Annotated in this window: 23 protein-coding genes; 12 read left to right on the top strand and 11 right to left on the bottom strand. The window is 61.1% G+C overall.

What is annotated here, in order from left to right; genetic code table 11:
• Positions 1-245: 245 nt before the first annotated feature.
• Entirely contained in the window at positions 246-887 is a 642-nt protein-coding gene (gene yihA, locus LOY70_RS00200) for a ribosome biogenesis GTP-binding protein YihA/YsxC (protein WP_265032352.1), read from the bottom strand.
• A 191-nt stretch (positions 888-1078) separates the two neighbouring features.
• Here yihA and LOY70_RS00205 point away from each other — a divergent pair, with 191 nt between their 5' ends.
• The 7 genes from LOY70_RS00205 (at position 1079) to LOY70_RS00235 (ending at position 8436) form a co-directional block, all read left to right on the top strand.
• Positions 1079-1369: a c-type cytochrome gene (locus LOY70_RS00205; RefSeq protein ID WP_025211090.1), complete on the top strand. Its 291-nt coding sequence runs from the start codon at positions 1079-1081 to the stop codon at positions 1367-1369.
• 46 nt (positions 1370-1415) lie between these two features.
• Positions 1416-2027 carry a c-type cytochrome gene (locus tag LOY70_RS00210; protein WP_123344583.1) on the top strand — a complete coding sequence of 204 codons (612 nt, stop codon included), beginning with the start codon at positions 1416-1418 and terminating at the stop codon, positions 2025-2027.
• A 197-nt stretch (positions 2028-2224) separates the two neighbouring features.
• Positions 2225-2869: a thiol:disulfide interchange protein DsbA/DsbL gene (locus LOY70_RS00215; protein ID WP_265032357.1), complete on the top strand. Its 645-nt coding sequence runs from the start codon at positions 2225-2227 to the stop codon at positions 2867-2869.
• Between the two features lie 14 nt (positions 2870-2883).
• On the top strand, positions 2884-3762 hold the full coding sequence (locus LOY70_RS00220; RefSeq protein WP_265032359.1) for an endonuclease/exonuclease/phosphatase family protein: 879 nt from the start codon (positions 2884-2886) through the stop codon (positions 3760-3762).
• A complete protein-coding gene (locus tag LOY70_RS00225; protein ID WP_265032360.1) occupies positions 3759-5864 on the top strand; it encodes a diguanylate cyclase in 2106 nt (701 codons plus the stop codon). Before LOY70_RS00220 ends, LOY70_RS00225 begins: the two co-directional genes overlap by 4 nt.
• Before the next feature lie 103 nt (positions 5865-5967).
• Positions 5968-6747, top strand: coding sequence for an N-acetylmuramoyl-L-alanine amidase (locus tag LOY70_RS00230; RefSeq protein WP_265032362.1), 780 nt, complete (start codon positions 5968-5970; stop codon positions 6745-6747).
• Between the two features lie 75 nt (positions 6748-6822).
• Positions 6823-8436, top strand: a complete 1614-nt coding sequence (locus tag LOY70_RS00235; RefSeq protein WP_265032363.1) for an EAL domain-containing protein — start codon at positions 6823-6825, stop codon at positions 8434-8436.
• Between the two features lie 6 nt (positions 8437-8442).
• Here LOY70_RS00235 and LOY70_RS00240 read toward each other — a convergent pair whose 3' ends face one another.
• Together LOY70_RS00240 and algB are read right to left on the bottom strand one after the other, a co-directional pair.
• Positions 8443-10233 (bottom strand): ATP-binding protein, encoded by a 1791-nt coding sequence (locus LOY70_RS00240; RefSeq protein ID WP_265032365.1) that lies wholly within the window; start codon positions 10231-10233, stop codon positions 8443-8445.
• A gap of 10 nt (positions 10234-10243) precedes the next feature.
• Entirely contained in the window at positions 10244-11590 is a 1347-nt protein-coding gene (gene algB, locus LOY70_RS00245) for a sigma-54-dependent response regulator transcription factor AlgB (protein ID WP_265032366.1), read from the bottom strand.
• 435 nt (positions 11591-12025) lie between these two features.
• Here algB and LOY70_RS00250 point away from each other — a divergent pair, with 435 nt between their 5' ends.
• From LOY70_RS00250 to LOY70_RS00270, 5 genes are all read left to right on the top strand, one after another.
• Positions 12026-12313 (top strand): hypothetical protein, encoded by a 288-nt coding sequence (locus LOY70_RS00250; RefSeq protein WP_265032368.1) that lies wholly within the window; start codon positions 12026-12028, stop codon positions 12311-12313.
• A 79-nt stretch (positions 12314-12392) separates the two neighbouring features.
• Positions 12393-12557, top strand: coding sequence for a DUF1328 domain-containing protein (locus LOY70_RS00255; protein WP_003177151.1), 165 nt, complete (start codon positions 12393-12395; stop codon positions 12555-12557).
• A 2-nt stretch (positions 12558-12559) separates the two neighbouring features.
• Positions 12560-13024 (top strand): inhibitor of vertebrate lysozyme family protein, encoded by a 465-nt coding sequence (locus LOY70_RS00260; RefSeq protein ID WP_265032369.1) that lies wholly within the window; start codon positions 12560-12562, stop codon positions 13022-13024.
• A gap of 704 nt (positions 13025-13728) precedes the next feature.
• The gene (gene gltP / locus LOY70_RS00265; protein WP_265032370.1) at positions 13729-15060 is read left to right on the top strand and encodes a glutamate/aspartate:proton symporter GltP; all 1332 of its coding nucleotides are present in this window, start codon (positions 13729-13731) and stop codon (positions 15058-15060) included.
• Between the two features lie 202 nt (positions 15061-15262).
• On the top strand, positions 15263-16492 hold the full coding sequence (locus tag LOY70_RS00270) for a nucleoside recognition domain-containing protein (protein WP_265032372.1): 1230 nt from the start codon (positions 15263-15265) through the stop codon (positions 16490-16492).
• Between the two features lie 5 nt (positions 16493-16497).
• Here the strand turns inward: LOY70_RS00270 and LOY70_RS00275 are convergent, their stop codons facing one another.
• The 8 genes from LOY70_RS00275 to LOY70_RS00310 all read right to left on the bottom strand — a co-directional run bounded on the left by LOY70_RS00275 (position 16498) and on the right by LOY70_RS00310 (position 25649).
• Complete coding sequence (locus LOY70_RS00275; protein WP_265032373.1) at positions 16498-17130, bottom strand: ABC-type transport auxiliary lipoprotein family protein; 633 nt, start codon at positions 17128-17130, stop codon at positions 16498-16500.
• Positions 17127-18065 carry an MlaD family protein gene (locus LOY70_RS00280; RefSeq protein WP_265032375.1) on the bottom strand — a complete coding sequence of 313 codons (939 nt, stop codon included), beginning with the start codon at positions 18063-18065 and terminating at the stop codon, positions 17127-17129. The genes LOY70_RS00275 and LOY70_RS00280 overlap by 4 nt, the downstream gene beginning before the upstream one ends.
• A gap of 1 nt (position 18066) precedes the next feature.
• A complete protein-coding gene (locus tag LOY70_RS00285; protein WP_265032376.1) occupies positions 18067-18870 on the bottom strand; it encodes an ABC transporter ATP-binding protein in 804 nt (267 codons plus the stop codon).
• Entirely contained in the window at positions 18867-20015 is a 1149-nt protein-coding gene (locus tag LOY70_RS00290) for an ABC transporter permease (protein WP_265032377.1), read from the bottom strand. Before LOY70_RS00290 ends, LOY70_RS00285 begins: the two co-directional genes overlap by 4 nt.
• A 52-nt stretch (positions 20016-20067) precedes the next feature.
• A complete protein-coding gene (locus tag LOY70_RS00295; RefSeq protein WP_265032379.1) occupies positions 20068-21093 on the bottom strand; it encodes a DUF2914 domain-containing protein in 1026 nt (341 codons plus the stop codon).
• Positions 21094-21321: 228 nt separating this feature from the next.
• Entirely contained in the window at positions 21322-22713 is a 1392-nt protein-coding gene (locus LOY70_RS00300) for a M16 family metallopeptidase (protein WP_265032381.1), read from the bottom strand.
• A gap of 170 nt (positions 22714-22883) precedes the next feature.
• Positions 22884-24542 carry a Na/Pi cotransporter family protein gene (locus LOY70_RS00305; protein ID WP_265032383.1) on the bottom strand — a complete coding sequence of 553 codons (1659 nt, stop codon included), beginning with the start codon at positions 24540-24542 and terminating at the stop codon, positions 22884-22886.
• A gap of 339 nt (positions 24543-24881) precedes the next feature.
• Positions 24882-25649, bottom strand: coding sequence for a TerC family protein (locus LOY70_RS00310; protein WP_265032384.1), 768 nt, complete (start codon positions 25647-25649; stop codon positions 24882-24884).
• Positions 25650-25660 lie beyond the last annotated feature (11 nt).

A 25660-nucleotide genomic window follows, 5' to 3' on the forward strand; every position in this document is an offset into this window, starting at 1 on the left:
CACCGAAAACCTACGTGCGGCCTCATTAGTTTGGAAAAATCCTACGGTTATTTCCAAAAATAATCTGAACTAAACCCGTGAATCGCCACTCAGAGATTCTGAATGGCTGGTGAAGCCCTTCAATGCTCCTATGTTGTGTTAAGTGTTGGCAGATATCTGGACCCCGCCCTAGCGGTCCGGAACTTGGACCCCGAACTTCCCCCTCCCCATACGAAGTCCGGGGTTTTTTTTGCCTGCGATTTGGCCTATTCGGCCGCTTCGCTGCCCTTGTCAGCCAATTCCATCCAGTCGGCCAACACAGTGTAGGCCTCTTCCAGGCCCATGCGCTTGGGGGCCGAGAACAACTGGATCGTGATTGTGTCGCCCCACCCTTTGCGAATTTCCGCCTGCACTTTGAGCAAGGTGTTTTTGGCCGCGCCGTAGGTGAGCTTGTCCGCCTTGGTCAGCAAAATGTGCATGGGCATGCCGCTGGCGACAGCCCAGTCGAGCATCAGCAGGTCGAAGTCAGTCATCGGATGGCGGATGTCCATCATCAGAATCAGGCCTTTCAAACTCTCCCGGCTGCCCAGGTAGGCTTCCAGATGGCGCTGCCAATGTTGTTTGAGCGGGATCGGCACTTTCGCGTAGCCGTAGCCGGGCAGGTCGACCAAACGGCGTTCATCGTCTAGCTTGAAGAAGTTCAAGAGCTGCGTGCGCCCCGGGGTTTTCGAGGTGCGAGCCAGGCTTGCATGGGTCAAGGTGTTCAGCGCGCTGGATTTGCCGGCATTGGAGCGCCCGGCGAAAGCCACTTCAAAGCCTTCATCGTCGGGGCATTGATCGACTTTGGCGGCGCTGAGCATGAAGGTGGACTGTTGGCACAGGCCAAGGATGGGGTTCTTCAGTTGCATGGGATTTCCGATGTGGGCGGCGTCGGGAATGGACGCGGCAAGCTGTGTCGTTTCCGTTTCAGTGACGCCAGTATATAATGCCGCAGATTTTGTGTGCGCTTTGTCCCAGCGTAGGATGAAGCTCACGGGAGCGACCGACCGAAATTGCGCACTAGAACGCAGCTCGCTCTCAACCCTGAAAAGGTCGTTTTATGACGAAATGGCTGCTAGCTGCCGGTGTCTTGATGCCGCTTTACAGCGCTCAGGCTACACAGGATCCGGAAGCTGTGTACAACCGTGTTTGTGGTGCCTGTCATTCCGGCCAACTCCCCACGGCACCCCGCAAGGGTGATCAGGAAGCTTGGACGCCGAGGTTGGCGAAAGGTATGGAGACGCTGGTGCAACACGTGACCCAGGGTTTCAAGGCGATGCCGCCGCGTGGTTTGTGCATGGACTGCAGTGCCGAGGATTACCGAACCATCATCCAGTGGATGAGCGAGTAAGCCCGGTCCATAACTCTTTAACCCTTAGCCGTAGTTGGATTAGCTGATGAACAAATTGATCGTGAGTCTGCTGTTGACCTTGGGGATATCCGGTGTAGCCCACGCCGCTGGCGATGCCGCCGCCGGTCAGGCGAAAGCGGCCGTATGCGGGGCCTGCCATGGCCCGGATGGCAATAGCATGGCGCCAAACTTTCCGAAACTGGCGGGCCAGGGCGAACGTTATCTGAACAAGCAGTTGCACGACATCAAGTCCAATAAGCGCACGGTGCTGGAAATGACCGGCCTGCTGACCAACCTGAGCGATCAGGACCTGGCGGACATCGCGGCCTATTTCGCCAGCCAGAAGGGCAGTGTCGGCGCTGCCGATCCGAAGCTCGTGGCTCGTGGTGAAGCGCTGTTCCGCGGTGGTGACTTGAACAAGGGGCTTCCAGCGTGCACCGGTTGCCACTCCCCTGACGGTAAAGGCAACGCCGCTGCCGGCTTCCCGCACCTGGGCGGCCAGCACGCCCAGTACGTTGGCAAGCAACTGACCGACTTCCGAAAAGAAGAAGGCGGCCGCACCAACGACGGCGATACCAAGCCTATGCAGAGCATTGCGAAAAAGCTGAGCGACGAAGATATCGCGGCGGTGTCCAGCTACATCCAGGGCCTGCACTGAGGCTTTGGCTGGCGTTGCGAGGGGGAGTACATCCCTTGCAACGTTAACGCTCGATTAATCTCTCGATGCGAGCATCAAAAGGGTGGCTTTGGCCGCCCTTTTTTGTGGCCGCTGCCGTTACACTAGCGAACTTGAACCTGCCATGGCCTGTCTTACAAAAGGCCTTGCGAGGTCCCCTCATTGTCCAGGAGTAAAGCATGCGTAATCTGATCATCAGCGCCGGGCTCGTCCTCGCCAGCCTGTTCGGCATGGCCGTCCAAGCCAACGCCGACGAATCGAAGGCCCCCTACGTCGAATTGACCAACCCTGTTCCAGTGGCCGTGCCTGGCAAGATCGAAGTGGTGGAGCTGTTCTGGTACGGTTGCCCGCATTGCTACGCTTTTGAGCCGGTCATCAACCCGTGGGTCGAGAAGCTGCCTTCGGATGTGAACTTCGTACGCATTCCCGCCATGTTCGGCGGCCCTTGGGATGCCCACGGCCAGATGTTCCTGACCCTCGAGGCCATGGGCGTCGAGCACAAGGTTCACGCCGCCGTTTTCAACGCGATCCAGAAAGAACACAAGAAGCTGACCGATAAACAAGACATGGCCGATTTCCTGGCGACCCAAGGCGTAGACAAGGAAAAATTCCTGGCCACCTTCGACTCCTTTGCCATTCAGGGCCAGATCAAGAAGGCCCGTGAGCTGGCGAAGAAATACGAGATCACCGGCGTACCGACCATGGTCGTCAACGGCAAATACCGTTTTGATATCGGTTCTGCCGGCGGTGCCGAGCAAGCGCTGCAACTGGCCGACCAGCTGGTCGCCAAAGAGCGAGCGGCCACCAAGGCTGCTGCCAACTAAGCGCGGCCCCGCCCATGGCCCGCTGGAGCACCGAACGCATCGTTGGCCTGCATGAGCCGCGGGTCAACGAGCATCATGTCATTTCCACGGGCCTGCCTGCCGACGGCTGTCTGCGGCTGCTCAGTTTCAATATCCAGGTGGGTATCAGCACTGAGCGCTACCGGCATTACTTGACCCGAGGCTGGCAACACCTGCTGCCCCACACTGGGCGAGCCGGTAACCTGCAGAAAATCGGCGACCTGCTGAAAGATTTCGACCTGGTGGCCCTGCAAGAGGCCGATGGCGGGAGCTTGAGGTCAGGCTACGTCAATCAGGTGGAACACCTGGCCCAGCTGGGCGCATTTCCCTACTGGTATCAACAGCTCAACCGCAACCTCGGTCGTCTCGGCCAACACAGCAATGGTGTGTTGAGTCGCTTGCGACCGTGGGCGATTGAAGACCATCCGTTGCCGGGCCCCAAGGGGCGCGGGGCGATCCTCGCGCGTTTTGGCGAGGGGCCGGAGGCGTTGGTGGTGGTCATGATGCACCTGGCTCTCGGGGCGCGTACCCGCACGATGCAACTGGCCTACATCCGCGAGCTGATCGGTGGGTACAAGCACCAGGTGCTGATGGGCGACATGAATACCCACGCCACCGACTTGCTGCAAACCTCGCCCCTGCGTGATCTGGGCCTGCTCGCCCCGCAACTGGAAGCGACGTTCCCCAGCTGGCGCCCCCAGCGCTGCCTGGATCATATCCTGCTGAGCCCGACCCTGACCCTCGAACGCGTCGCGGTGCTGGCCCAGCCCATTTCCGATCACCTGCCTGTCGCGGTCGAAATTCGTTTGCCGGGTTCGCTCACGGCTGATGCATTTCCCGCGCTGAGTCCTGCCCCTCGCGGATCCGATGAATGAGCGACGACGCCGAACGCTGGAGAGAGAAGTACTTCAAGAGTATCGAACAGCAGGAAAAGCTAGAGCGCCGCTGGGCGGCTCGGCTCGACTTGCTGCGTCGTGGCCTGGTGCGTAGCACCCTGGCCGCCGAGGGCACTGACCGGGCGGTTGATCAATGCATGAAAGAGATGCGCGAGGTGGTGCGCACCGATGACATGGATGCCGCCCTCGCCGGCCTGTTGCCGCGCCTGGAAAAAGCCGTGCTCGATTCCGAGCAGCGCCGCGAGACCCGGATCGAACAGATGAGCGCCGCATTGACGGCCCTGGTTACCCAACTGCAAACCCTGCCGCTGCCAAAGGAAGTCAGCCGGCCGCTGAAGAAGTTTTCCAAGCAGTTGGAGGACCGTATTGGCCAGGCCCGGGAGATTCCGCTGCTGCTCAGCGAGCTGAGCAGCTTGCAAGGCAAGGCGTTGAGTGCGTTGGAGGCACCCACCGAACCGAATCGCCCCGGCCTGCTGCAGCGACTGTTTGGTGGGCCTGGCCACGAAGAAACCACGCCCCAGCCAAACGAGCCTGCCCAGGACCGCACGGTGCCTGTGTCGGAAGCGAAGCCGCCGGTGCCTGTGTCACCGGCAGCCGAGGCCGTGGCTGTCACGCCTATGTCCGTACAGACTGCACCTGCACCTGCACCTGCGCCGGCTCCACCTACGCCTGCACAAGAACCGATACCGGTACCGGAGCAAGCCCTACCCTTGGAGGCGGCGCCCGAGCCGGTCGCCATCATTGCGCCGATGGACGAGCCTGATCCAGCGCCCACCCCGCCCCCCGTATCCGAAGTTTCTCAACCCGCCATTGAGCCGGTTGAAGCCGCCGGGCCGGCGCCGATCCCCGACGAGCGCACGGAGCCGCTCTCGGCAGTCGAAAATCCTGATGAGCTGCTGTCGGAGGAGCCGTCCAATACGCTGCCCGAAGCGCCGCTCCCCCTGCCAGAGCCGGCCGAGCTTCTGGCAACCGTCGATCCGCTGCCCACCGAAACGGATGAAGCCCAGTACGCCCTGCCCGATTCACCGGAGCCCTCCTACAGCTCGGTGGCCAGGCATATCGAAGACACCCTGCTGGGCCTGTTGGGCGACCTGACCCTGCCCGAGCGGCATCGACCCCAAGCCGAGGCCATGCGTGAACGCCTGAAAAATGGCCTGAACTGGTACGAGCTGCTGCCGATCCTCGATGATCTGGCGGTACTCATGCTGGCCATCACCGACAGCGGCCAGCATGAGTTCGAAGCCTACCTGCAGCGGCTTAATGATCGACTCGAGTCATTCCAGAACAGCCTGCGGGCCGCCAGCGAAGACCATGCCGATAATCTGTCAGCCTCCAGGGACATGGACACCCAGATCCGCGAACACGTAGATGGCCTGCAAAGCAGCGTCCAGGAAGCTGATGACCTGGAGAGCCTCAAGCAAATACTGGAGAATCACCTCGAAGGCTTGCTGGGCACCATGGATCAGCACCAGAAACAGCGTGATCTGCGTGAGCAGGAAGTCTCGGCTCGCCTGAAAAGCCTGGCCGAGCGCGTGGCGTTGATGGAGCAGGATGCCCAGGTCGTGCGGGATAATCTCGAAGAACAGCGGCAAAAGGCCCTGGTCGATCCGCTCACGGGGCTACCTAACCGCGCCGCCTGGTCCGAGCGCCTCGAACATGAAGTCACCCAGTGGCAGCAGCACGGTAATAGCCTGTTGCTGGCCATGCTCGATCTCGACCATTTCAAGCGCATCAACGATAACTACGGCCATCTGGCCGGTGACCGGGTGTTGAAGCTCATCGCCTCGGTGTTGCGTAGACGCCTGCGAGGTGGCGATTTCATTGCCCGCTTCGGCGGCGAAGAGTTTGTCCTGCTGGTTCCCAACACGCCCCTGGCCGCTGGCGTCAAATTGGCGGAGGCCTTGCGCGCGGCCATCGAAGTCTGTCCGTTCCACTTCAAGGGCGAACCGGTGACGGTCACCGTGTCCATTGGCATGACGGCATTCAAACCGGGTGAACGCAGCGATCTGGTGCTCAAAAGAGCCGATCTGGCGCTCTATCGCGCAAAAAACGCCGGACGCAACCGCGTGGAGCTGGGCTGAACACTCAATTGTTCCAATTTGTTTAATATCGCCGCGGGCCAGATCATTCGCAAGACGATACGTTACACTGTTGCATTACTTCCAGCGCGTAATGCATTCCGCCATGAAATTTTTCCCGCTCATTGTCGCTTTATTGGTGCTGGCCGGCTGCGCCAGCGGCCCTCGGCTCGATACCAGCCACCCTTCAGTCAATCAGGACAGCCGCATCCAATTCGTGGTGGTGCATTACACTTCGGCCTCCCTTGAGCGCTCCCTGGCATTGCTGACCCACGGTGAAGTCAGCGCTCATTACCTGATTGGCGACGATAAACACGCGACCGTTTACAAGCTGGTGGATGAGAGTCGTCGCGCCTGGCACGCCGGGGAAAGCGAATGGGAAGGCCGGACCTGGCTCAACTCCAGTTCCATCGGTATCGAGATCGTCAATCCAGGTTTCGTCGATACGCCCACCGCGCGCCTTTGGTATCCCTACAGCGAAGCTCAGGTCCAGGCCTTGATCGTATTGCTCAAGGACATCGTCCAGCGTAACGCGATCAACCCGCGCAACATCATTGGCCACAGCGACATCGCTCCCCTGCGCAAGCTCGATCCGGGCCCGCTGTTCCCCTGGAAGCGCCTGGCAGAAGCAGGCCTGGGAGTCTGGCCAGACGAACAGGCCGTGGCGCGCCAGCAGGCAGTATTCGCCGCGCAGTTGCCGAGTGCCAGCTGGTTCCAGGGCGAACTGGCCCGCCTCGGCTATCCGACGCCCCAGACGGGCGAATGGGATGTGGCCACCCACCACGTGCTGGCTGCTTTCCAGATGCACTATCGGCCGACCCGCTTCGACGGTACGCCAGACGCGCAAAGTGCGGCTATTTTGCAGGTACTTAACCAGACAAAATAATGACGCCCGTCTGACGATCAGCGCTAAATCCAAATCAGAAGCTATAACTCATTGGTAACTTTCGGATTACCCATGATGACGGCTGCCCGAGAAACCCTGCAGAGCTGGCTCCATCGCCCCCTTTTCCTGGCGATGATGGCGGCTGCCTTGAGCACCGTGCTGTTGCTGGCGGGGAGTCTGGCTGTGGTGATGCAGCAGATCCAGCAACGTGAAAGCGACCAGATGAATGCCCAGGGCGAGCGCTTTCTGCAACGCTTGGAGCAACTCTTCGGACAATTGCGCGAAGGTCTCGACGATCTGCAAAACCAGCCGTTGCGCGGATGCGACGATGACATGATCGCGACCTTGCGTCAGGTCAGCTTCAACTACCGCTTCGTCTACGAAGCGGTGTACATCGATGGCAGCGGCGTCTGCTCCAATCGTCCACGCCAGAGCGGCCTGTCTGTGACCCGCCCGCCCGACATCCGGGGGCCGACCTACAATTACTGGCTCAACACCACCACCGAACCCGACGAAGACCGCGCGGCCTTGATGCTGGGACGTGGCAACTTTCGGGTGGCCACCTCTCGCGGACATTTGACCGATGTGGTCGATCTCCCGCCGGGCAGCAGCCTGCTGGTCGTCCTGGATCACGGTGAGCGGGCCATTCCCGTGTTGGGGACCGACCAATACTGGCCGCCGACGGAACCCTGGCCACCGAAAAGCCACAATGCCTTGCAAGTGACCCAGACCCGGCTGATCTATCGGATGCCGACCGACAGCCCGGAATATCAACTGGTACTGATCGCGCCGCGCAACGGATTTATCATTCCGGCCAACGCCTGGTGGATGTTGCCCATCAGTTTGATGCTGGGCCTGGGGATCGGCTTCCAAGTGTTTTTGTTGGCGCGCCAGCGTCAATCCATGGATGCCGAATTGCACGGAGCCATCCGACGTGGCGAGTTGCAGGTGCTGTACCAGCCGATTTTCGACCTGAACAGCCGCAACTGCGTGGGGGCCGAAGCCTTGTTGCGTTGGCGACGACCGGACGGCACCCTGACCAGTCCGGACTTGTTTATCCCGATGGCCGAGAACACCGGGCAGATCCGCCAGATCACCGATTTCGTGCTGCAGCGGCTGTTTGATCAATTGGGCCAGCTATTGCGGGCCAATCCGCAGCTGTACATCTCGGTGAACCTGGCGGCGTGCGATGTGATGGTGCCGCGCATTGGCGAAGTGATCGCCCGCCTGCTGGCGCTGCATCGGGTTTCGGCGCACCAGATTGCCTTCGAAGTGACTGAGCGCGGGTTGATTGATGTGCTGGTCGCCCGGGATAACCTGCAGTCATTGCGCGACGTCGGGCATCAGGTGTTGATCGACGATTTTGGCACCGGTTATTGCAGCCTGGCCTACCTGCAAACCCTGCCGGTGGACTGCCTGAAAATCGATAAGGCCTTCATTGACGCCTTGGGCCACGATGCCGCCAGCAGCGGTGTCGCGCCGCACATCATTCGCATGGCCCACGCACTGCAACTCAAGGTAATCGCCGAAGGGGTCGAGTATGAAGCCCAGGCCTCCTATCTGAGCAGCGAAGGGGTGAAGTTTGGCCAGGGTTGGCTGTTCGCCCATGCACTCAGTGCGGTGCAGCTCATCGAACTGATTACCCGCGGCCGGCGCTTGCGTGGACGACGCCTGGACGACGAAGCCTGAGTCTTCTCAGACCGCCAAGGCCATGTAGAACTGCGTGCCCTGCCCCGGCCTTGAATAAACCCCCATGCGCCCACCGTGGAGCTGGACGATCTCTTTGCATAGCGCCAGGCCGAGGCCAGCGCCACCCTTCTTGCGTCCGACCTGGACGAAAGGCTCGAAGATCCGTCCCTGCTGACCGTAGGCAATGCCTTCACCGTTGTCTTCAACGCTGATGATCACCCGCTCGCCGTGGCGCCGGGCCTGCAGGCGGATCTGGCCGTCGTCACCGGTGTGACGCAGGGCATTGTCGATCAGGTTATCCATGACCCGGTCCAGTTGCGCAGCGTCGGCATGTAGACGCGGCAACGGGCCTTGGATCGCCACGAGCAATTCGACGCCCTTGGCCTCGGCTTGGGCGGCGAACCGCAACCGGGCCGCTTCGAGCAAGTCTTCGATGGAGCAAGGGGCCAGGGTCAGCTTTTGCAAGCCGTTCTGGTAGCGAGAGAAGTTCAGCAGGTCATTGATCAGCTGCATCAGCCGCTGCATTTCTTCATTGACGGTGTTGAGCAGGTCGGCTTCACGGGATTCTTCAGGGAAATGCACGCGCTCCTGCAACAGGCCGAACGCCATGTGCATGCCGGTGACGGGGGTGCGCAGCTCGTGGGACGCGCGCAGCACGAACTCACTGCGTACCCGTTCGAACGCGCGCTGTTCGGTGACATCGTGCAGCACCATCACCGCGCCGAGGATGTGACCCTGGGTATGACTGACCGGTGTGAGGCTGTAGGTCAGCACGCGCGACTCTCCATCCACCTCGATACTCAGGTCGTCCGGTGCCCGGTCCTGGGTGCCGCCGCGAAGCACCAGTTGCAACTCTTCATCCAGCTCCAGGCGTCCCAGTGCCTCGCCCAGTCCCTGGCCCAGGCGTTCCTCGTCCCAGCCCAACTGACGCTGGGCCACGGGGTTGAGGTGCTCCAGGCGGCCTTGGCGGTCGATCATCAGCAAGCCGTCGTCGATACTGTCGAGCACCGCTTGCAAACGTTGCTGGCCGGCGAGCAGTTCATCGACATTGGTGGCCTGATGCTCACGCAGTGCCTGGGCCATGATGCCGAAACGCCGTGTCAGGAGATTCAACTCTGAGGCGGAAGAAACCGGCAACGTCACTTCGAAGTTGCCTTGGCCGATGTCATCCGCCGCCGCCGCCAACGCCTCGATCGGCGCTCCGTAACGCCGGGCGATGCCGTGGGCCGTGACGAAACCAATGATCAACACCGCCAGCCCCACCAACCCCAGCAACCCGGAAATCAATAGCGCACGCTCGCGGGCCCGGCTCTGGGTTTCACTGATGTTGTTCAACGCGTGCCGGTACCCTTCGATCAGCCCGCTGCGCAGCACATTGAATTTTTCGGTGAGGTCCTGAATGCCGGTGAGTTGCGGCGCTTGCTGGCGAGACGCGGTGAAGGCCTCAAGGAAACTGACGTAGTCGGCCTTCGCCTTAGTGAAGTTCTGCGGAGAATTTTCCAGTGCTCGTTCGTGGGCAATGCCCTCCTCGAGTAAGCCGAAATACTGGCGCTTGGACTCTTCCAGTGCGGCCAGGTTGGGTTGGTCGTCGAGCATGATCATCAACTGATCGCCCAGGGTCTGGCGCAGCTTGAGGCCCAGGTCCAGCAGGGTGAAGTTGTCGCGTACCGATTGTTCCTGGGTGTTGGCCATCTGCATCACGCTGACCAGGCCAAGTACCAACCCCAGCAATGCCACGGTGATCAGGGCAGAGATGCTGAGAAACAGTCGGGTGCGCAGCTTCATCGCCAGTTTCATAGGGTGTTGCTCACAGGTTGTACTGCTTGCGTTTGCGATACAGCGTGGACGCATCGATGCCCAGGGTCTTGGCCGCCTGGTCCAGGGTGTCGGCGGTGGCCAGCACCGCGCCGATGTGGGCCTTCTCCAATTCGTCGAGGCTCAGCGCGGCACCGATTCGCGGTGCATTGTTGACCGGTTGCTCGGCCATGCCCAAGTGACTGATTTCGACTTTTTCCTGGGGGCAGATAATGCTGGCGCGCTCGACCACGTTACGCAGCTCGCGGATATTGCCTGGCCAGCGATAGCTGAGCAGTGCTTCGCGAGCCTCGTCGCTGAAGCCCCGGGCCGGGCGCGCGTATTCCTTGACGAAGCGCGCCAGGAAGCGGTCGGCCAGGGTCAGGATGTCTTCGGTGCGTTCGCGTAGCGGCGGCAGGTGCAGGGTAATGACGTTCAGGCGATACAGCAGGTCTTCGCGAAAACGCCCGTCGCGCACCATGTCTTCAAGGTTGAGGTTGGTGGCCGCGAGAATCCGTACATCGGCGCGACGGGTGACCGGATCGCCGACGCGCTCATATTCCTTGTCCTGGATGAAACGCAGCAACTTTGGTTGCAATGCCAGGGGAAAGTCGCCGATCTCGTCGAGAAACAGCGTACCGCCGTCAGCCTGGTTGACGCGCCCCAGTGTGCTCTCACTGGCGCCGGTAAACGCACCGCGGCTGTGCCCGAACAATTCGCTTTCCATCAGTTCGGTGGTCAGCGACGGGCAATTGATCGTCACACAGGATTTCTTCGCACGCTTGCTCCAACCGTGGATCGCCCGGGCCAACTCGCCCTTACCCGTGCCGGACTCGCCGAGAATCAGGATGTTGGCGTCGGTGCTGGCGACCTGGCGGGCGGTTTCCAGTACGACTTTCATCGCCGGGCTGTGGGAGTCGAGGCCGTCCTTGGGTTTGCGCACTTCCCCTTCGAGGGCTTCGAGCCGCGCCGATAACTGGCGCACTTCCAGTTGCTTGGCGGTCGCCAGGCGTAATTGATCCGGGCTGCATGGCTTGACCAGGTAATCGGCGGCGCCGGCCTGGATCGCGTCGACCGCGGTGTCGACTGCCGAGTGGGCGGTGACGATCACGACTCGCATCCACGGCGCCTGGATGCGCATTTGCGCCAGGACATCGAGGCCGTTGTCTTCGCCCAGGCGCAGGTCGAGGAAACACAGGTCGAACACCTGGCGCTGCAGCAGGGTGTCGGCCTGGGCGGCGCTGTTGGCGGTGGCGACGGTATAGCCTTCGTCTTCCAGGCAGTAACGGAACGTACGCAGGATGGCGGACTCATCGTCTACCAGCAGAATGCGGCCTTGATGCTCGGTGGCGGATTCCATTTTCCTACGCTCCTTAATGAATGATGTTGGTTAGTGTCAGAAAAATCGGGCAAGTTGCATGGTCGTTTCTGAGGGGATATTACTCACCACGAACCTCCCTGTGGACGTCTGATGTCTAAAAGATTGATTTGAGTCCATTTTTTTGCCGTTAAACCGCCTCGGACGGTTCGGCTTGCTCATTCCGACAGCTGTTTGTGATGGGCAATTCAAAAAGAATCTAAAGCCCCCTTCGCTTCGCTCGTGCAATACGCACGACTCGCTCCGACGTCATCGTGCAGGATGCGCCCTCGGTGTTTTACGCGCCATATTTAACTTATTGATTTTAATCATATTTTTTTTGCCAAAAATCTGGCACGGCGACTGCAATGATCTGATCAACGTGGCGCTAAAGGCGCTTCAACCAGATCACCACTCGGGTGTAGGAGGAATTCCAGGATGAATCGTCAAAGAGTCGCCCAGTTTCGAATCACTTCCCTGCACCTCCAGCAGGTTTTCTGGGCCTTTGTGGCGCTGCTGGTCACCCTCGTGGCGGGTCAGCAATTGCTTCTCTGGCATGAGAGCCAACAGCCCGAGGCGCCACTGGTATCCATTCAGCGCGCCCCTCAAACCCATTTCAGCGCGGTCAGCAGCCTCTCGGACGTTGCAGGTTCCATGCGCATGATGGACGTTGACCAAGCACAACCAGTGACTGACCTGCCTCGCCAGGAACGCTGGGTTTTTTAATCGATAGACCGGTCGTCCACCGGGCCGGAACCATCGCCGCCAGACCCTAACTAAATAGAAAAGCGTAAGGAGAATCACCATGTTGAGCTGGGCAATTACTTTCCTGATCATTGCCATCATCGCCGCCGTACTGGGCTTCGGTGGTATCGCGGGCACCGCCACGGGCATCGCCAAGATTCTCTTTGTCGTATTCCTGGTGATGTTCATCGCTTCCTTCTTCTTTGGCCGCCGCGGTCGTGGTTGACCATGAACGCTTCATTTAAAGGACTGGCCGCCGCCCTGCTGTTGGGCGGCAGTGCCATGGCAATGGCTGCCAACGATGGGCAGATGCGGGTCAATCAATTGCTTGAAGCCGACCCGCAATACCGTGAGACCTGGCAGCACCTGGTCAAAAAAGAAGAGCGCCTGCCGGAATGGGTGATGAACCTGTCGGGCGATTCGGAGCAGATGAATGCTGTCGAGGAAGATGGCGATAAGTATCTGGTCGGCCCGTTGTGCGAAACCCAGGCAACATGCCGCAACCAGCGCCTGATCGTCGCCTTCAGTTTTGACAAGGACGAGGCCTACGCCATGTTGGTGCAAGTCCCCGCCGGACTGCCCGCCGACAAGTCGCCGACCCGTCACGCGGACTACCGTTTCCTCGGCAAGCCCGATGACGGTATGCAGAAATTGTTAATGGAACAACTCAAGAAAGATCCCAACTGGTATTGAGTTTTGAAAACGAGAAAAGCAGCCCTGCTTTTCTCTTCTGCACGGCCCGAGGAGGGCCGGTGCATGACCAGGGGGCCGGGACGTTCTGACCATTCAGGGTCGGAGTGACCTACGGGCACAAGGGGTGCCTGCGAAAGGGCCGGGTCAGGTAAGAGCTGCGACGCAGGTTCGCGAAGTCGTGAAGGCTTGGCGAACTTGCGTAGAGCTTATGCTTCAAGAGGCTTGTGCCAGAGCGGCCTGTCGATAGAGCGTCATAAGCAGGTCCGCGCTGCGGCATATTGTCTCCCGCACTCAACTTATCCCCCCTTGGCTGACCGTATATCGGACAATACCCACGCGAGTCACCTGCGCAGGCGCGTTTCGGATCGCCACCCTTTATAGGTCCTCCACGTTTATAAAAGAAAGCCCGGCTACGCTGAAACGGCCGTTTCACGGCACTTATGCCTGCTGAAATGTCGTCTTCGATCCGGTTGGTTTGCGCGTTCCGTTTGGGAAATCTCATGCCGATTCGGCATAGGGTAGGCCGTTACGGCATTAGACGGGGCATCCTTGCATCGCAATAGTTGCGCCTTTTTTCGCCTGGCAGTCAGCCGCAAGCGCGTGCTCGAGGTGACCTTATAGGGGGGCAGAGGCACGAATTCGGATCGCCGTTGGCGTTTCGGTTCGTGCAACTGCCCCAGTCCAACTGAAGTAAGGGTAATGATATGAAGAAGGCAAGACTAAGCCTCGCTTGGCAGATCCTCATCGGTCTGGTGCTCGGGATTGCACTGGGCGCGCTGCTCAACCATTTCAGCGCCGAGAAGGCCTGGTGGATCAGCAACGTGCTGCAACCGGCGGGCGATATCTTTATCCGTCTGATCAAGATGATCGTGATTCCGATCGTGATTTCCTCGCTGATCGTCGGTATTGCCGGGGTCGGTGACGCCAAGAAACTTGGGCGTATCGGTCTGAAGACCATTCTTTACTTCGAAATCGTCACCACCATCGCCATCGTCGTCGGCCTGTTGCTGGCCAACTTCTTCCAGCCGGGCAGCGGCATCGACATGAGCACCCTGGGCACGGTGGATATTTCCAAGTACCAGGCCACCGCCGCCGAAGTCCAGCATGAGCATGCGTTCATTGAGACCATCCTCAACCTGATCCCGTCGAACATCTTCGCAGCGGTTGCCCGTGGCGAGATGCTGCCGATCATTTTCTTCTCCGTACTGTTCGGCCTGGGTCTGTCCAGCCTGCAATCGGACCTGCGCGAACCGCTGGTGAAAATGTTCCAGGGCGTGTCGGAAAGCATGTTCAAGGTCACCCACATGATCATGCAATACGCCCCCATCGGCGTGTTCGCCCTGATCGCGGTGACCGTCGCCAACTTCGGTTTCGCCTCGCTGCTGCCGTTGGCGAAGCTGGTGATCCTGGTTTACGTCGCCATCGCCTTCTTCGCCTTCGTGGTGCTGGGCCTGATTGCCCGCCTGTTCGGCTTCTCGGTGCTCAAGCTGATGCGCATCTTCAAGGATGAGCTGGTGCTGGCCTATTCCACCGCCAGTTCCGAAACCGTGCTGCCACGCGTGATCGAGAAGATGGAAGCCTACGGCGCGCCGAAAGCCATCTGCAGCTTCGTGGTGCCCACCGGTTATTCGTTCAACCTCGACGGTTCGACTCTGTACCAGAGCATCGCGGCGATTTTCATCGCCCAGCTGTACGGCATCGACCTGTCCATCAGCCAGCAATTGCTGCTGGTGCTGACCTTGATGGTCACCTCCAAAGGCATTGCCGGTGTGCCGGGCGTGTCGTTCGTGGTGCTGCTGGCGACCTTGGGCAGCGTGGGCATTCCGCTGGAAGGCCTGGCCTTCATTGCCGGTGTCGACCGCATCATGGACATGGCCCGTACCGCGCTGAACGTCATCGGCAACGCCCTGGCCGTGCTGGTCATCTCCCGCTGGGAAGGCATGTACGACGATGCCAAGGGCCAGCGCTACTGGAACTCCCTGCCGCACTGGCGCAGCAAAGAGCCGTTGCCGGCAGGGGAACCCTCCAGCCATTGATGCGCCTATCCCTTGTGGGAGCGAGCTTGCTCGCGATGGCGTCGGCTCAGTCAGTATTGATGTTGGCTGACACACCGCAATCGCGAGCAAGCTCGCTCCCACAGGGCGCTGCGCAGTGACTAGCAAACCCCGGAGAAATCCGGGGTTTGTCGTTTCTGCCAGCCCCGCTATCATTCGCCGCATCTTCCGGGGGATTTAACCAATGCTCAATGGCCTGTGGCTTGGCTTCTTTATCGTGGCAGCCGTGTCGGCGCTGGCGCAGTGGCTGATCGGCGGCAACGCCGGGATCTTCGCAGCCATGGTCGAAAGCATTTTCGCCATGGCCAAGCTGTCGGTGGAAGTCATGGTCCTGCTGTTCGGCACCTTGACCCTCTGGCTGGGATTCCTGCGGATCGCCGAAAAAGCCGGCATCGTCGACTGGCTGGCCAAGGCCCTCGGCCCGCTGTTTCTGCGCTTGATGCCCGAAGTACCGGCCGGGCATCCGGCCATCGGCCTGATTACCCTCAACTTTGCCGCCAACGGCCTGGGGCTGGACAACGCAGCCACCCCCATCGGCCTGAAAGCCATGCGCGCCCTGCAGGACCTCAACCCCAGCGCGACCATCGCCAGCAATGCGCAGATCCTGTTCCTGGTGCTCAACGCCTCGTCGCTGACGCTGCTGCCGGTGACGATCTTCATGTACCGCGCCCAACAAGGCGCGCCGGACCCGACCCTGGTGTTCCTGCCGATCCTGCTCGCCACCAGCGGCTCGACCCTGGTGGGGCTGCTGTCGGTCGCGTTCATGCAGCGCCTGCGGCTGTGGGACCCGGTGGTGCTGGCCTATCTGATTCCGGGGGCGTTGGTACTGGGCGGCTTCATGGCGCTGCTGGCAACGCTCTCGGCCACGGCCCTGGCGGGGCTGTCATCGATCCTGGGCAACCTGACGCTGTTCGGCCTGATCATTATGTTTCTGGTGGTGGGGGCCCTGCGCAAGGTCAAGGTGTATGAAGCCTTCATCGAAGGCGCCAAGGAGGGCTTCGACGTCGCCAAGACGTTGCTGCCATACCTGGTGGCGATGCTCTGCGCGGTTGGCGTGTTGCGGGCCTCGGGGGCGCTGGATTTCGGCCTCGACGGCATTCGCCACCTGGTGGAGTGGGCCGGCTGGGATACACGCTTCGTCGATGCCTTGCCGACCGCCATGGTCAAGCCGTTCTCCGGCAGCGCCGCCCGGGCGATGCTGATCGAGACCATGAAAACCTCCGGCGTGGACAGCTTCCCGGCGCTGGTGGCGGCGACTATCCAGGGCAGCACCGAGACCACGTTCTATGTGCTGGCGGTGTATTTCGGCGCCGTCGGCATCCAGCGGGCGCGCCACGCCGTGGGTTGCGCGCTGTTGGCCGAACTGGCGGGCGTCCTGTCGGCGATCGGGGTCTGCTACTGGTTCTTTGGCTGAGGCCTTCAGGGGGCCGGCGTTGCGAAACGCTGGCCCTGTTCCAACGTCCAGTTCACCACCTCGGCGCTCAGCCGGTCGCTGGCTCGGCCAAAGCCGTCCACCACCGCCGGCACCTTCACGTCATTCAATGGCTGGCGCACTTCGAAACGGCGGCTGGCCAGGATGCGCTGGTCGAACCCCCGCACCAGCAACGCGTCCAGGCGAACCACCACGCTGGCGGCGCTGCCCTGGTATTCGGTCTGGAACGCCTGCAATTGCCCGCCCAGCTCCAGGTCGGCTTGCAGGTTGCTGTCGGCGACACTCAGCAGTTTGACCCGTCCGTCCTGAGCAAAGCCGTCGAGCAGGCGGTTGCGCAGTAACACCGGGGCAGGGTCGCTCCAGCGCGAGGCGGCGTAGCTGCTGAACAGATTACCTTGGGGAATGACCGCGATTTTCGGGCTGTTGAGCACTTCGCTGGCCTGCGGGCTGGCCAGGCGCAACGACCAGCTCACCGGCGTGCCGGCGGAGGCCGGCGCCTGGGCGGCGGGCAGGCGATAGATGTCCGAGGGCTCGGCCTTGGGCAGGATCGAACAACCCGCCAGCAGGATAGCCCCCGTCAGCACCAGGCCCGGGCAGACGAATCGATGGAAGGGCTTCATGGCGTGAACTCCTTGTCCTTGTCATTGCCCAGCAAATAGCCGCTGGGGTTGGCATCCAGGCGTCGGGATATACCGCGCAGGGCACTCAGGGTCTCGCGCAGCTCACGCACGGCGGGTGCCAGGGCATTGAGCCCCTGCATGCCGTTGTTCAGCGAGTCGCGATTGTCGTTCAGCAGTTTGTCGAGGGTTGCCGTGCTGCGCGCCAGGGATTGCATGGCCTGCCCGGCACTGCCGAACGCCTGTTTGCCCTGGTCGTTGAGCAGTCCATTGGCATTGCGCATCAACGCCGTGGTCTGCTCCAGCGTGGCGCTGGCCTGTTTGCCGACGGACGCCAATTGCTGCATGGCCTGGCGAATATCGCCACGCTGATCGGCGATGACCCCGGTGGTTTGTTCCAGATGATCGAGGGTATTGCTCAAGCGCTGGACGTTATCCGAGGAAAACACCTCGTTGGCGTTGTGCAGCAGCAGGTTGATGCTGGTCATCAAGTCATCGCTGTTGTTCAACAGGCGGGCGATCGGCGAGGGCGCGGCGATGATCACCGGCGGTTCGCCGTCGTGCCCGGTCAATGGCGGGCTCTGGGGCGTGCCGCCGCTGAGCTGGATGATCGAGGTGCCGGTGATGCCGGTCAGTGCCAACTTGGCCTGGGTGTCTTGCTTGATCGGTGTCTCACCGCTCAAGCGCACCCGCGCCAGCACCCGGCGCGGGTCGTTCGGGTCCAGGCGCAGATTGACCACGTCGCCGACCTTGATGCCGCTGTATTCCACCGAGCTGCCCCTGGACAAGCCGCTGACCGCTTCGTTGAACACCACTTCGTAATACTTGAACTCGCTGTCCACGCTGGACTTGGCCAGCCACAGGCCAAACAGCAAGGCGCCGACCACCACGATCACGGTGAACAGGCCGATCAATACATGATGGGCTCGGGTTTCCATGTCAGACCTCATTCAATTGTGTAGCGGCCGATAACGCCGCGCGACCGCGAGGGCCATGGAAGTATTCGTGAATCCAGGCATCGTCGGTTTCCGACACCTTGTCGATGACGTCGGCCACCAGGACTTTTTTCTGCGCCAGTACCGCCACCCGGTCGGTGATGGTGTAGAGCGTGTCCAGGTCGTGGGTGACCAGGAATACGCTCAGGCCCAGGGCGTCGCGCAGCGTCAGGATCAACTGGTCGAACGCCGCCGCGCCGATGGGGTCGAGGCCGGCGGTAGGTTCGTCGAGAAACAGGATGTCCGGGTCCAGGGCCAGCGCACGGGCGAGGGCGGCGCGCTTGATCATGCCGCCGGACAGCGAGGCGGGGTACTTGTCCGCGGCCGAGAGCGGCAGCCCGGCCAGGGCGAGTTTCACCGCCGCCAGGTGTTCGGCATCGGCCCGGCTGAGACCGGCGTGTTCGATCAGGGGCAGGGCGACGTTTTCGGTCACGGTCAGGGACGAAAACAGCGCGCCTTTCTGGAACAGCACACCAAAGCGCCGCTCGATCCGTGAACGTTGCTCCTGAGGCAGGCTTGGCAAGTCCTGGCCGAACACCCGCACCGAGCCCTCGCTGGGCTGGTTCAAACCGACGATGCTGCGCAGCAGCACCGATTTACCGCTGCCGGAACCGCCGACCACGGCGAGGATCTCGCCTTTGTACACGTCCAGGTCGAGGTTTTCGTGCACGCTTTGGCGGCCAAAGCGGTTGCACAAGTCACGCACCTGAATGACCGCCTCGGTGGGCGCTCTGGAAGGTCGACTCACCAGCCCATCTCCATGAAAAACATTGCCGCCACGGCATCCAGCACAATCACCACGAAAATCGACTGCACCACGCTGGACGTGGTGTGGGCCCCGACCGATTCGGCGCTGCCGCTGACCTTGAAGCCTTCCAGGCAACCCACGGCGGCGATCAGAAAGGCGAAGATCGGCGCCTTGACCATCCCCACCACGAAATGCTGCACGCCGATGTCCGACTGCAACAGCGTCAGGAACATGGCCGGGGAAATACCCAATGACAGGGCGCACACGACACCGCCGCCGACAATGCCCGAGAGCATGGCGACGAAGGTCAGCATGGGCAACGCCACCAACAGCGCCAGCACCCGTGGCACCACCAGCAACTCGACGGGATCGAGGCCAAGGGTGCGGATCGCATCGATTTCTTCGTTGGCCTTCATCGAGCCGATTTGCGCGGTGAATGCGCTGGCGGTGCGGCCCGCCATGAGGATCGCCGTCAGCAACACGCCGAATTCGCGCAGGAACGAGAACGCCACCAGGTCCACGGTAAAGATACTGGCGCCGAAATCGGCCAGCACTGTCGCCCCGAGGAAGGCCACCACCGCGCCCACCAGGAATGTCAGCAAGGCGACGATGGGGGCCGCGTCCAGGCCGGTCTGCTCGATATGAACAACCATGGGGGTCAAGCGCCAGCGTTTGGGGCGAAACAGATTGCGGGCCAGGGTTTCCAGGATCAAGCCGACAAAGCCCAGCAATTGCAGGGTGTCTTGGTAGACCGTTTCCACGGCGCGTCCGATGCGGGTCAGCAACTGAGTCACGACGCTCACGGTCGGCTCTTTGACCGGTACGCAGAAGTCCGTCAGTGAACGGTAGACGGTCTGTAGCAGCGCTCGCTCGGCGGCTGGCAAGCGGCAATCGGGGTGCTCGGTGGTCTTGCCCAGTCGTTCGGAACCCAGCAGTTCCACCAGCAACGAGGCCCCTGCGGTATCGAGTGCGCCGAGGCCGTTGAGGTCGATTTGGGTGTGCTCGTCGTACTGGCCGCGCAGCGATTCGCTCAAGCGCTTGAGCTGGGTGTAATGGGCCAGCGTCCAGTCGCCGCTGATCCATAGCTGCGCCGGAGAGCGAGACGTATCGAGTCGGGCACTGCCAGTGTGGGGGCTAGGGATCATAAGCTCCATGCTCGTTCGGCTTGAACAGCGCTACCTGATAGCACAATCGCCATCATTTTGCTTCGGCTGCGCCGGCGCTCACCTTGAAACGCAGCACACCGATCATCTGGCCATTTTCCGTCAGCACCCGCACCTGCCACTTGCCCGTCGGATCGTCTGGGAAGTTCTGCTTGTGGGTCCAGGCGCGATAGCCTTCCTTGCGCCCGCCATGAATGTCCAGGGCGATGCGGTCCACTTCTTTGCCGTTGAACTGCCAGACATGGTAGATCCGCTCATCGAGCCCCCGTGGCGCGTTGATAGCCGTGTAGGCGTACAGCCCGTTGTTGCGAATCTGGGCGGCGCTGACTTCCTTGAGGCTGGCGCCGGGCGTGCGGTCTTCCAGTTGAGTGCTGATCGCCACTTCGGTCATCCACAGCGTGGCCGGCGGAACCCAGGAGCGCAGCACCCAGCCGGCGGCGCCAATCCCGACGGTGATACACAAAATGGCCAGGGCGTTACGCACGGTGCGGATCGGAAAGATCGAGGCCAGGCTCGGAAACGACAGCAGCATGGCGATGCCCAGGGCCAGCTTGAAGCTCTGGTCGGTGGTCAGGTGCAGGATGACCGGCAACGCGGTGAGCAGGGCGGCGAACAGTGTCAGCGTATGCAGCGCCAGGAACGCCCAGCGCCGGGGCGCCAGCCATTTGTAGTACAACGGATCAATGATCGAGATCAGCGCCGCCGCCCCGAGCAGGCCGGTGAAAATCAGCTGGCTGCTGTTCCAGGTGGTGGTGATGAAGAAAAACGGCAGGACGAAAAACAGGCTTTCCTGGTGAATCATCTGCGTGGCGTAACGCAACAGCGGCTGGGGGATTTCCCGCTTGAAGATCCGTGTGAACAGCCGGGTCATGCTGTTCTCGACCATCAGCCAGAGCCAGCTCACCAGCATCATGATGGCAATCCAGGTCGCCAGGCCCTGCTGGCGGTCCACCAGCATGAAGCTGCCGAGCCCGGAGATGAAACCACCCAGCGCAATGACCCCTGGATAGCGCTTCATCAACTCAAGGAGGCGCTGGATGTAGACGGTCAGGTTCTGCATTAGGTGGTTTCACAGTAAGTCGTAGGAAATATCCCTGACAGAATATCGCCAGGCCAACGGTGTGACGAGCATGCTTTGATGTAACGAGCATGCTTTTGTGGCGAGGGGATTTATCCCCGCTGGGCTACGAAGCAGCCCCACTAAGTAAAATCGAGCCGCCCTTGATAGCGACTGCTTCGCAGTCGAACGGGGATAAATCCCCTCGCCACAAAGGCGCTTATCGCAAAATCATTCTTCGCTCGGTCTGGCCCGGCGACGCACTTGCCAGACCACCAATCCCAGCAACAACAACCCCAGCACACCGACCAGCCCCCAAACGAGCTCGTCATCGCTGAGCAAAGGCTTCTCGATGCGCAGATAACCCGGGTCCTTGAGCAGCTCGCGCAGGGCCTGGTTGGCCTGCTCCAGGCTCACCCCCTGCAAACGCACGGCCGGGTTGGCGAAGCGGCCGTCTTCATAATCGCCCAGGGCTCCCCAATAGTAATCGGCCAAGGCACTGTTACCTTGAACCGCCCAGGTCTGATGCGCGATGGCCGCTCGTTTGATGCGCATGAAGCTGTCGGGGTCCAGGCCGTCCTTGAGCAACGTACTGCGCAGCTCTTCGAGGGCTTGTTCGGCTTGCGGCAGGTCTTCGCGGGCCAGGTCCGCGTTCAGGCTGAAGAAGCCGACGCCGCCGAACACTTCCCGTTCCACCCACGGCCCATAGGACAGGCCGCGGGCCAGGCGCAACTGGCGATAGAGCGCCCAGTCCAGGTAATCCTTGAGCAGGTCGAAGGTTTCGTCGTGTTGTTGCTCCAGCACCGGCTCCGGAAATAGCCAGTGAAGCTTGGCGCCATTGCCGACCAGGCCACGAATGAGGTTGCGCTTGGTGACCGCGCTGTAGCGGATCTGCGGCAGCGGCTCGTGCACGCTGGGTTCGACCGGCTCGAGCGCGCCAAAGGTGCGCTCCAGATAGGCCGGCAGCAAGCGGTCAAGATCGCCGACCACAATCAGCGTCATGTTGTTCGGCGCATACCAGGCCTCGCGCGCCTGCTCGATCTTGGCGAGGGTGAGGCGTTCGACCTCGGCCCGTTCCGCGCAACGCAGGCCCAATTCCACTGCCAGTTGATTGCTGGCCTTATGGCTCAGGTCCTGCTGGTCGAGCCAGCGCTGCAGATGAGTGTAATGGCCGCCGTCTTCGCGTTCGACCACCCGCTTGGCTGCCTCCAGGGCTTTGTCGTCGATGCGGGTGCGGGTCAGCAGCGCCAGCAGCAGGTCGAGGATCTTGCGTTGATTGCGCGCCGGCGCTTCGATGACAAACGTGGTGTCGGCATTGCTCGTGAAGGCGTTCCACTCACCGCCCAATGCCTGCATGCGTTCTTCCAGGCCGCCTTCGCCGCCCTCATCGACACCACTGAATAGCAAATGCTCGAGCAGATGCGGCAGTTCCTTGTCGGCGCAGCTGAAATCGTCCAGGCCCACGCCGACCACCAGCCGGATCGCCACATGCCCGCGTTCGCTGCCGGGCTTGAGCAGCAGTTGCAGGCCGTTGGGCAACGCATAACCCTCGACCTGGAATCGATCCTGGGCTACCGCAGGCAGCGAGCCGAGCAAAAGAAAGGCGAACAACAGACAACGCATAACGGGCTTCCTGGCGGCTAAGTGGGGTCCATGTGCCGGGCAGGCCGTTATCGCAAGCGAGCGTGTTCCCACCTTGAATCGGTTGGCTGGATGACACGGTGGGAGCTGGCTGGCTCGCGAATGGCTTTAAACCCAAGCCATTGTTACTGACTGGTCAATGCGCCAGTCGTTCACGGCGAATGGGTGATGTCGGAAATTTCATCCGCCGCCAGCGCGCCGATCTCGGAGGTTTCCAATACAACGTAGGCGCTGCCGCAGAACAGCGAATTGAGGCGCCGCATGTCGGCGATCAGTTCCAGGTGCAGGGAGCTGGTCTCAAGGCTTTGCACGACTTTGCGCTGTAGCCGGCTGACGTGGGCATGGGCCATTCGCCGTTCCTGCGCACGAAAGCGCCGTTTCTCCCGCAGCAACTGACGGGCGCTTTCCCGATCGGCACTGAGAAACACCGACAGCCCCAGCCGAAGGTTGGCGATCAAATGGCTGTGCAGCCCGGCCAGTTCTTCCAGACCCACGTCGGAAAATGAACGGCGTTGGGAGGTTTTCTGCTGCTGCACCTTGCGCAACATGCGCTCGATGAGGTCGCTGGCCAGCTTCAGGTTGATCGCCAGCTCGATGATTTCCGCCCAGCGGCGGCTGTCCTGTTCGCTGAGGTCCTCCCGGGGCATTTGCGCCATGTACAACTTGATGCTGCTGCACAACGCCTCGACGTCATCGCTCATGCGCCGTACTTCCTGGGTGACCGCTGTCTGCTGACCGCGCAGCACGTCCAGCATGGCTTCGAGCATGTTTTCGATCAGGTCGCCGATGCGCAGGGTTTCCCGGGCGGCATTGGCCAGCGCCAGGCTCGGCGTGGGGAGGGCGGCGAGGTCCAGGTGCCGGGGCTTGGCCGTGCCGTTGAGGTCCGGACGCTCCGGCAGCAGCCAGGCACAGAGCCGGGCCATCGGTGCAACGCTGGGCAACAGCACCAGGCAACGCACGGAGTTGTAGAGCAGGTGAAAACCAATGACCGTTTCCTGGGGACTGAAATCCAGGCTGTCCAGCCAGCCCACCAGCGGATCGAGTACCGGAATGATCAGCAACAGGCCGATCAGCTTGTACAGCAGGCTGCCCAGTGCCACCTGACGCCCGGCGGCGTTCTGCATGCTGGTGCTGAGAAAGGCCAGTATGCCGCTGCCGATGTTGGCGCCGATCACCAGGCCGATGGCCACCGGCAGGCTGATCACCCCGGCACCGGCCAGTGTCGCGGTCAGCAGCACGGCGGCCAGGCTGGAATAGGAAATCATCGCGAACAGCGCACCCACCAGCGCGTCGAGCAGGATGTCGCCGGTCAGCGAGGCGAAAATCACCTTCACGCCCTGGGCCTGGGTGATGGGCGCGGCGGCTTCGACGATCAATTGCAACGCCAGGATGATCAGGCCCAGGCCAATGCTGACCCGACCCATTTGCCCGACGCGGGTCTGTTTGCGCGAGAGGAAAAAAATCACTCCGAGAAAAATCAGCAGTGGCGACAGCCACGAAAGGTCCAGGGTCAGCACCCGCGCCATCAGCGCGGTACCGACATCGGCGCCGAGCATGGTTGCCAGGGCAGGGGTCAGCGCCATCAGGCCCTGGCCGACGAACGAGGTGACGAGCATGGCCGTGGCATTGCTGCTCTGGACCATGGCCGTGACCATGATGCCGGCGACGAACGCCAGCCAGCGCTTGGACATGTTCTGGCCGATGACATGGCGCAGGTTCGAGCCATAGACCCGCAAAATGCCGGTGCGGACGATGTGCGTGCCCCAGATCAGCAGGGCCACGGCGGAGAGTAGATTCAGCAGGGTCAGCATGAGGAGCCCCCTGTTAGCGTCCCAAAGGGACAAAGTGACAGTGCCACATCATTTTTAGGTATGTACTTAAGCTGTAGTTGGCTAATGGTTCGAGCGCCAGCATTGCACAGCTAAAGATGGGTTTGAAACAAAACTGTCATAAAAATCGATCATCCAGGACGACAGAGATCCTGTGGGAGCGGGCTTGCTCGCGAAAGCGGTAGGTCAGTCACGTTAAGGCCATCTGATCCACCGCCTTCGCGGGCAAGCCCGCTCCCACAGGGTTTGCATTCGGCCACTTTCCTGCGGGCATGAAAAAAGGGGCCCAAAAGAGCCCCTTCATTCAAATGCCCCACGCCATTACTGGCCCGGAACATCCTTACGCAGTTTCACCGGATCCTGCTGCTTGCGCTTGCGCGCCATGGCGGTACGCATCTTGATGTTGACCGCTTCCACCGCCAGGGAGAACGCCATGGCGAAGTAGACGTAGCCTTTTGGCACGTGCACGTCGAACGACTCGGCGATCAGCACGGTACCGACTACGAGCAGGAACGACAGCGCCAGCATCTTCAGCGACGGGTGCTTGTCGATGAACTCACTGATGGTGCCCGAGGCCAGCATCATCACCAGCACGGCGACGATGATTGCCGCCACCATCACCGGTACATGGGAAACCATGCCGACAGCGGTGATGACCGAGTCCAGGGAGAACACGATGTCGATGATCGCGATCTGGATGATGGTGTAGATGAAATTGCCGCCCTTGCCCGAAGGCTCCTCGTTGGTTTCATCTTCGCCTTCCAGCGCGTGGTACATCTCCTGGGAGCTTTTCCACAGCAGGAACAGGCCACCGAAGAACAGGATCAGGTCACGACCGGAGATGCCCTGGCCGAACACTTCGAACAGGTCGTTGGTCAGGCGCATGACCCACGTGATGGACAGCAGCAACAGGATCCGCGTGATCATGGCCAGCGCCAGGCCGAAAATCCGGGTGCGCGCCTGCATGTGCTTGGGCATGCGGCTGACCAGGATCGAGATCATGATGATGTTATCGATGCCCAGAACGATTTCCAGGGCGGTCAGGGTAAAGAAGGCAACCCAGATTTCCGGGTTGGTCAGCCATTCCATGTGAGTTCCTT

Origin of the sequence: Pseudomonas sp. B21-054, from assembly GCF_026016345.1 — a bacterium.
Taxonomy (GTDB): Bacteria; Pseudomonadota; Gammaproteobacteria; order Pseudomonadales; family Pseudomonadaceae; genus Aquipseudomonas.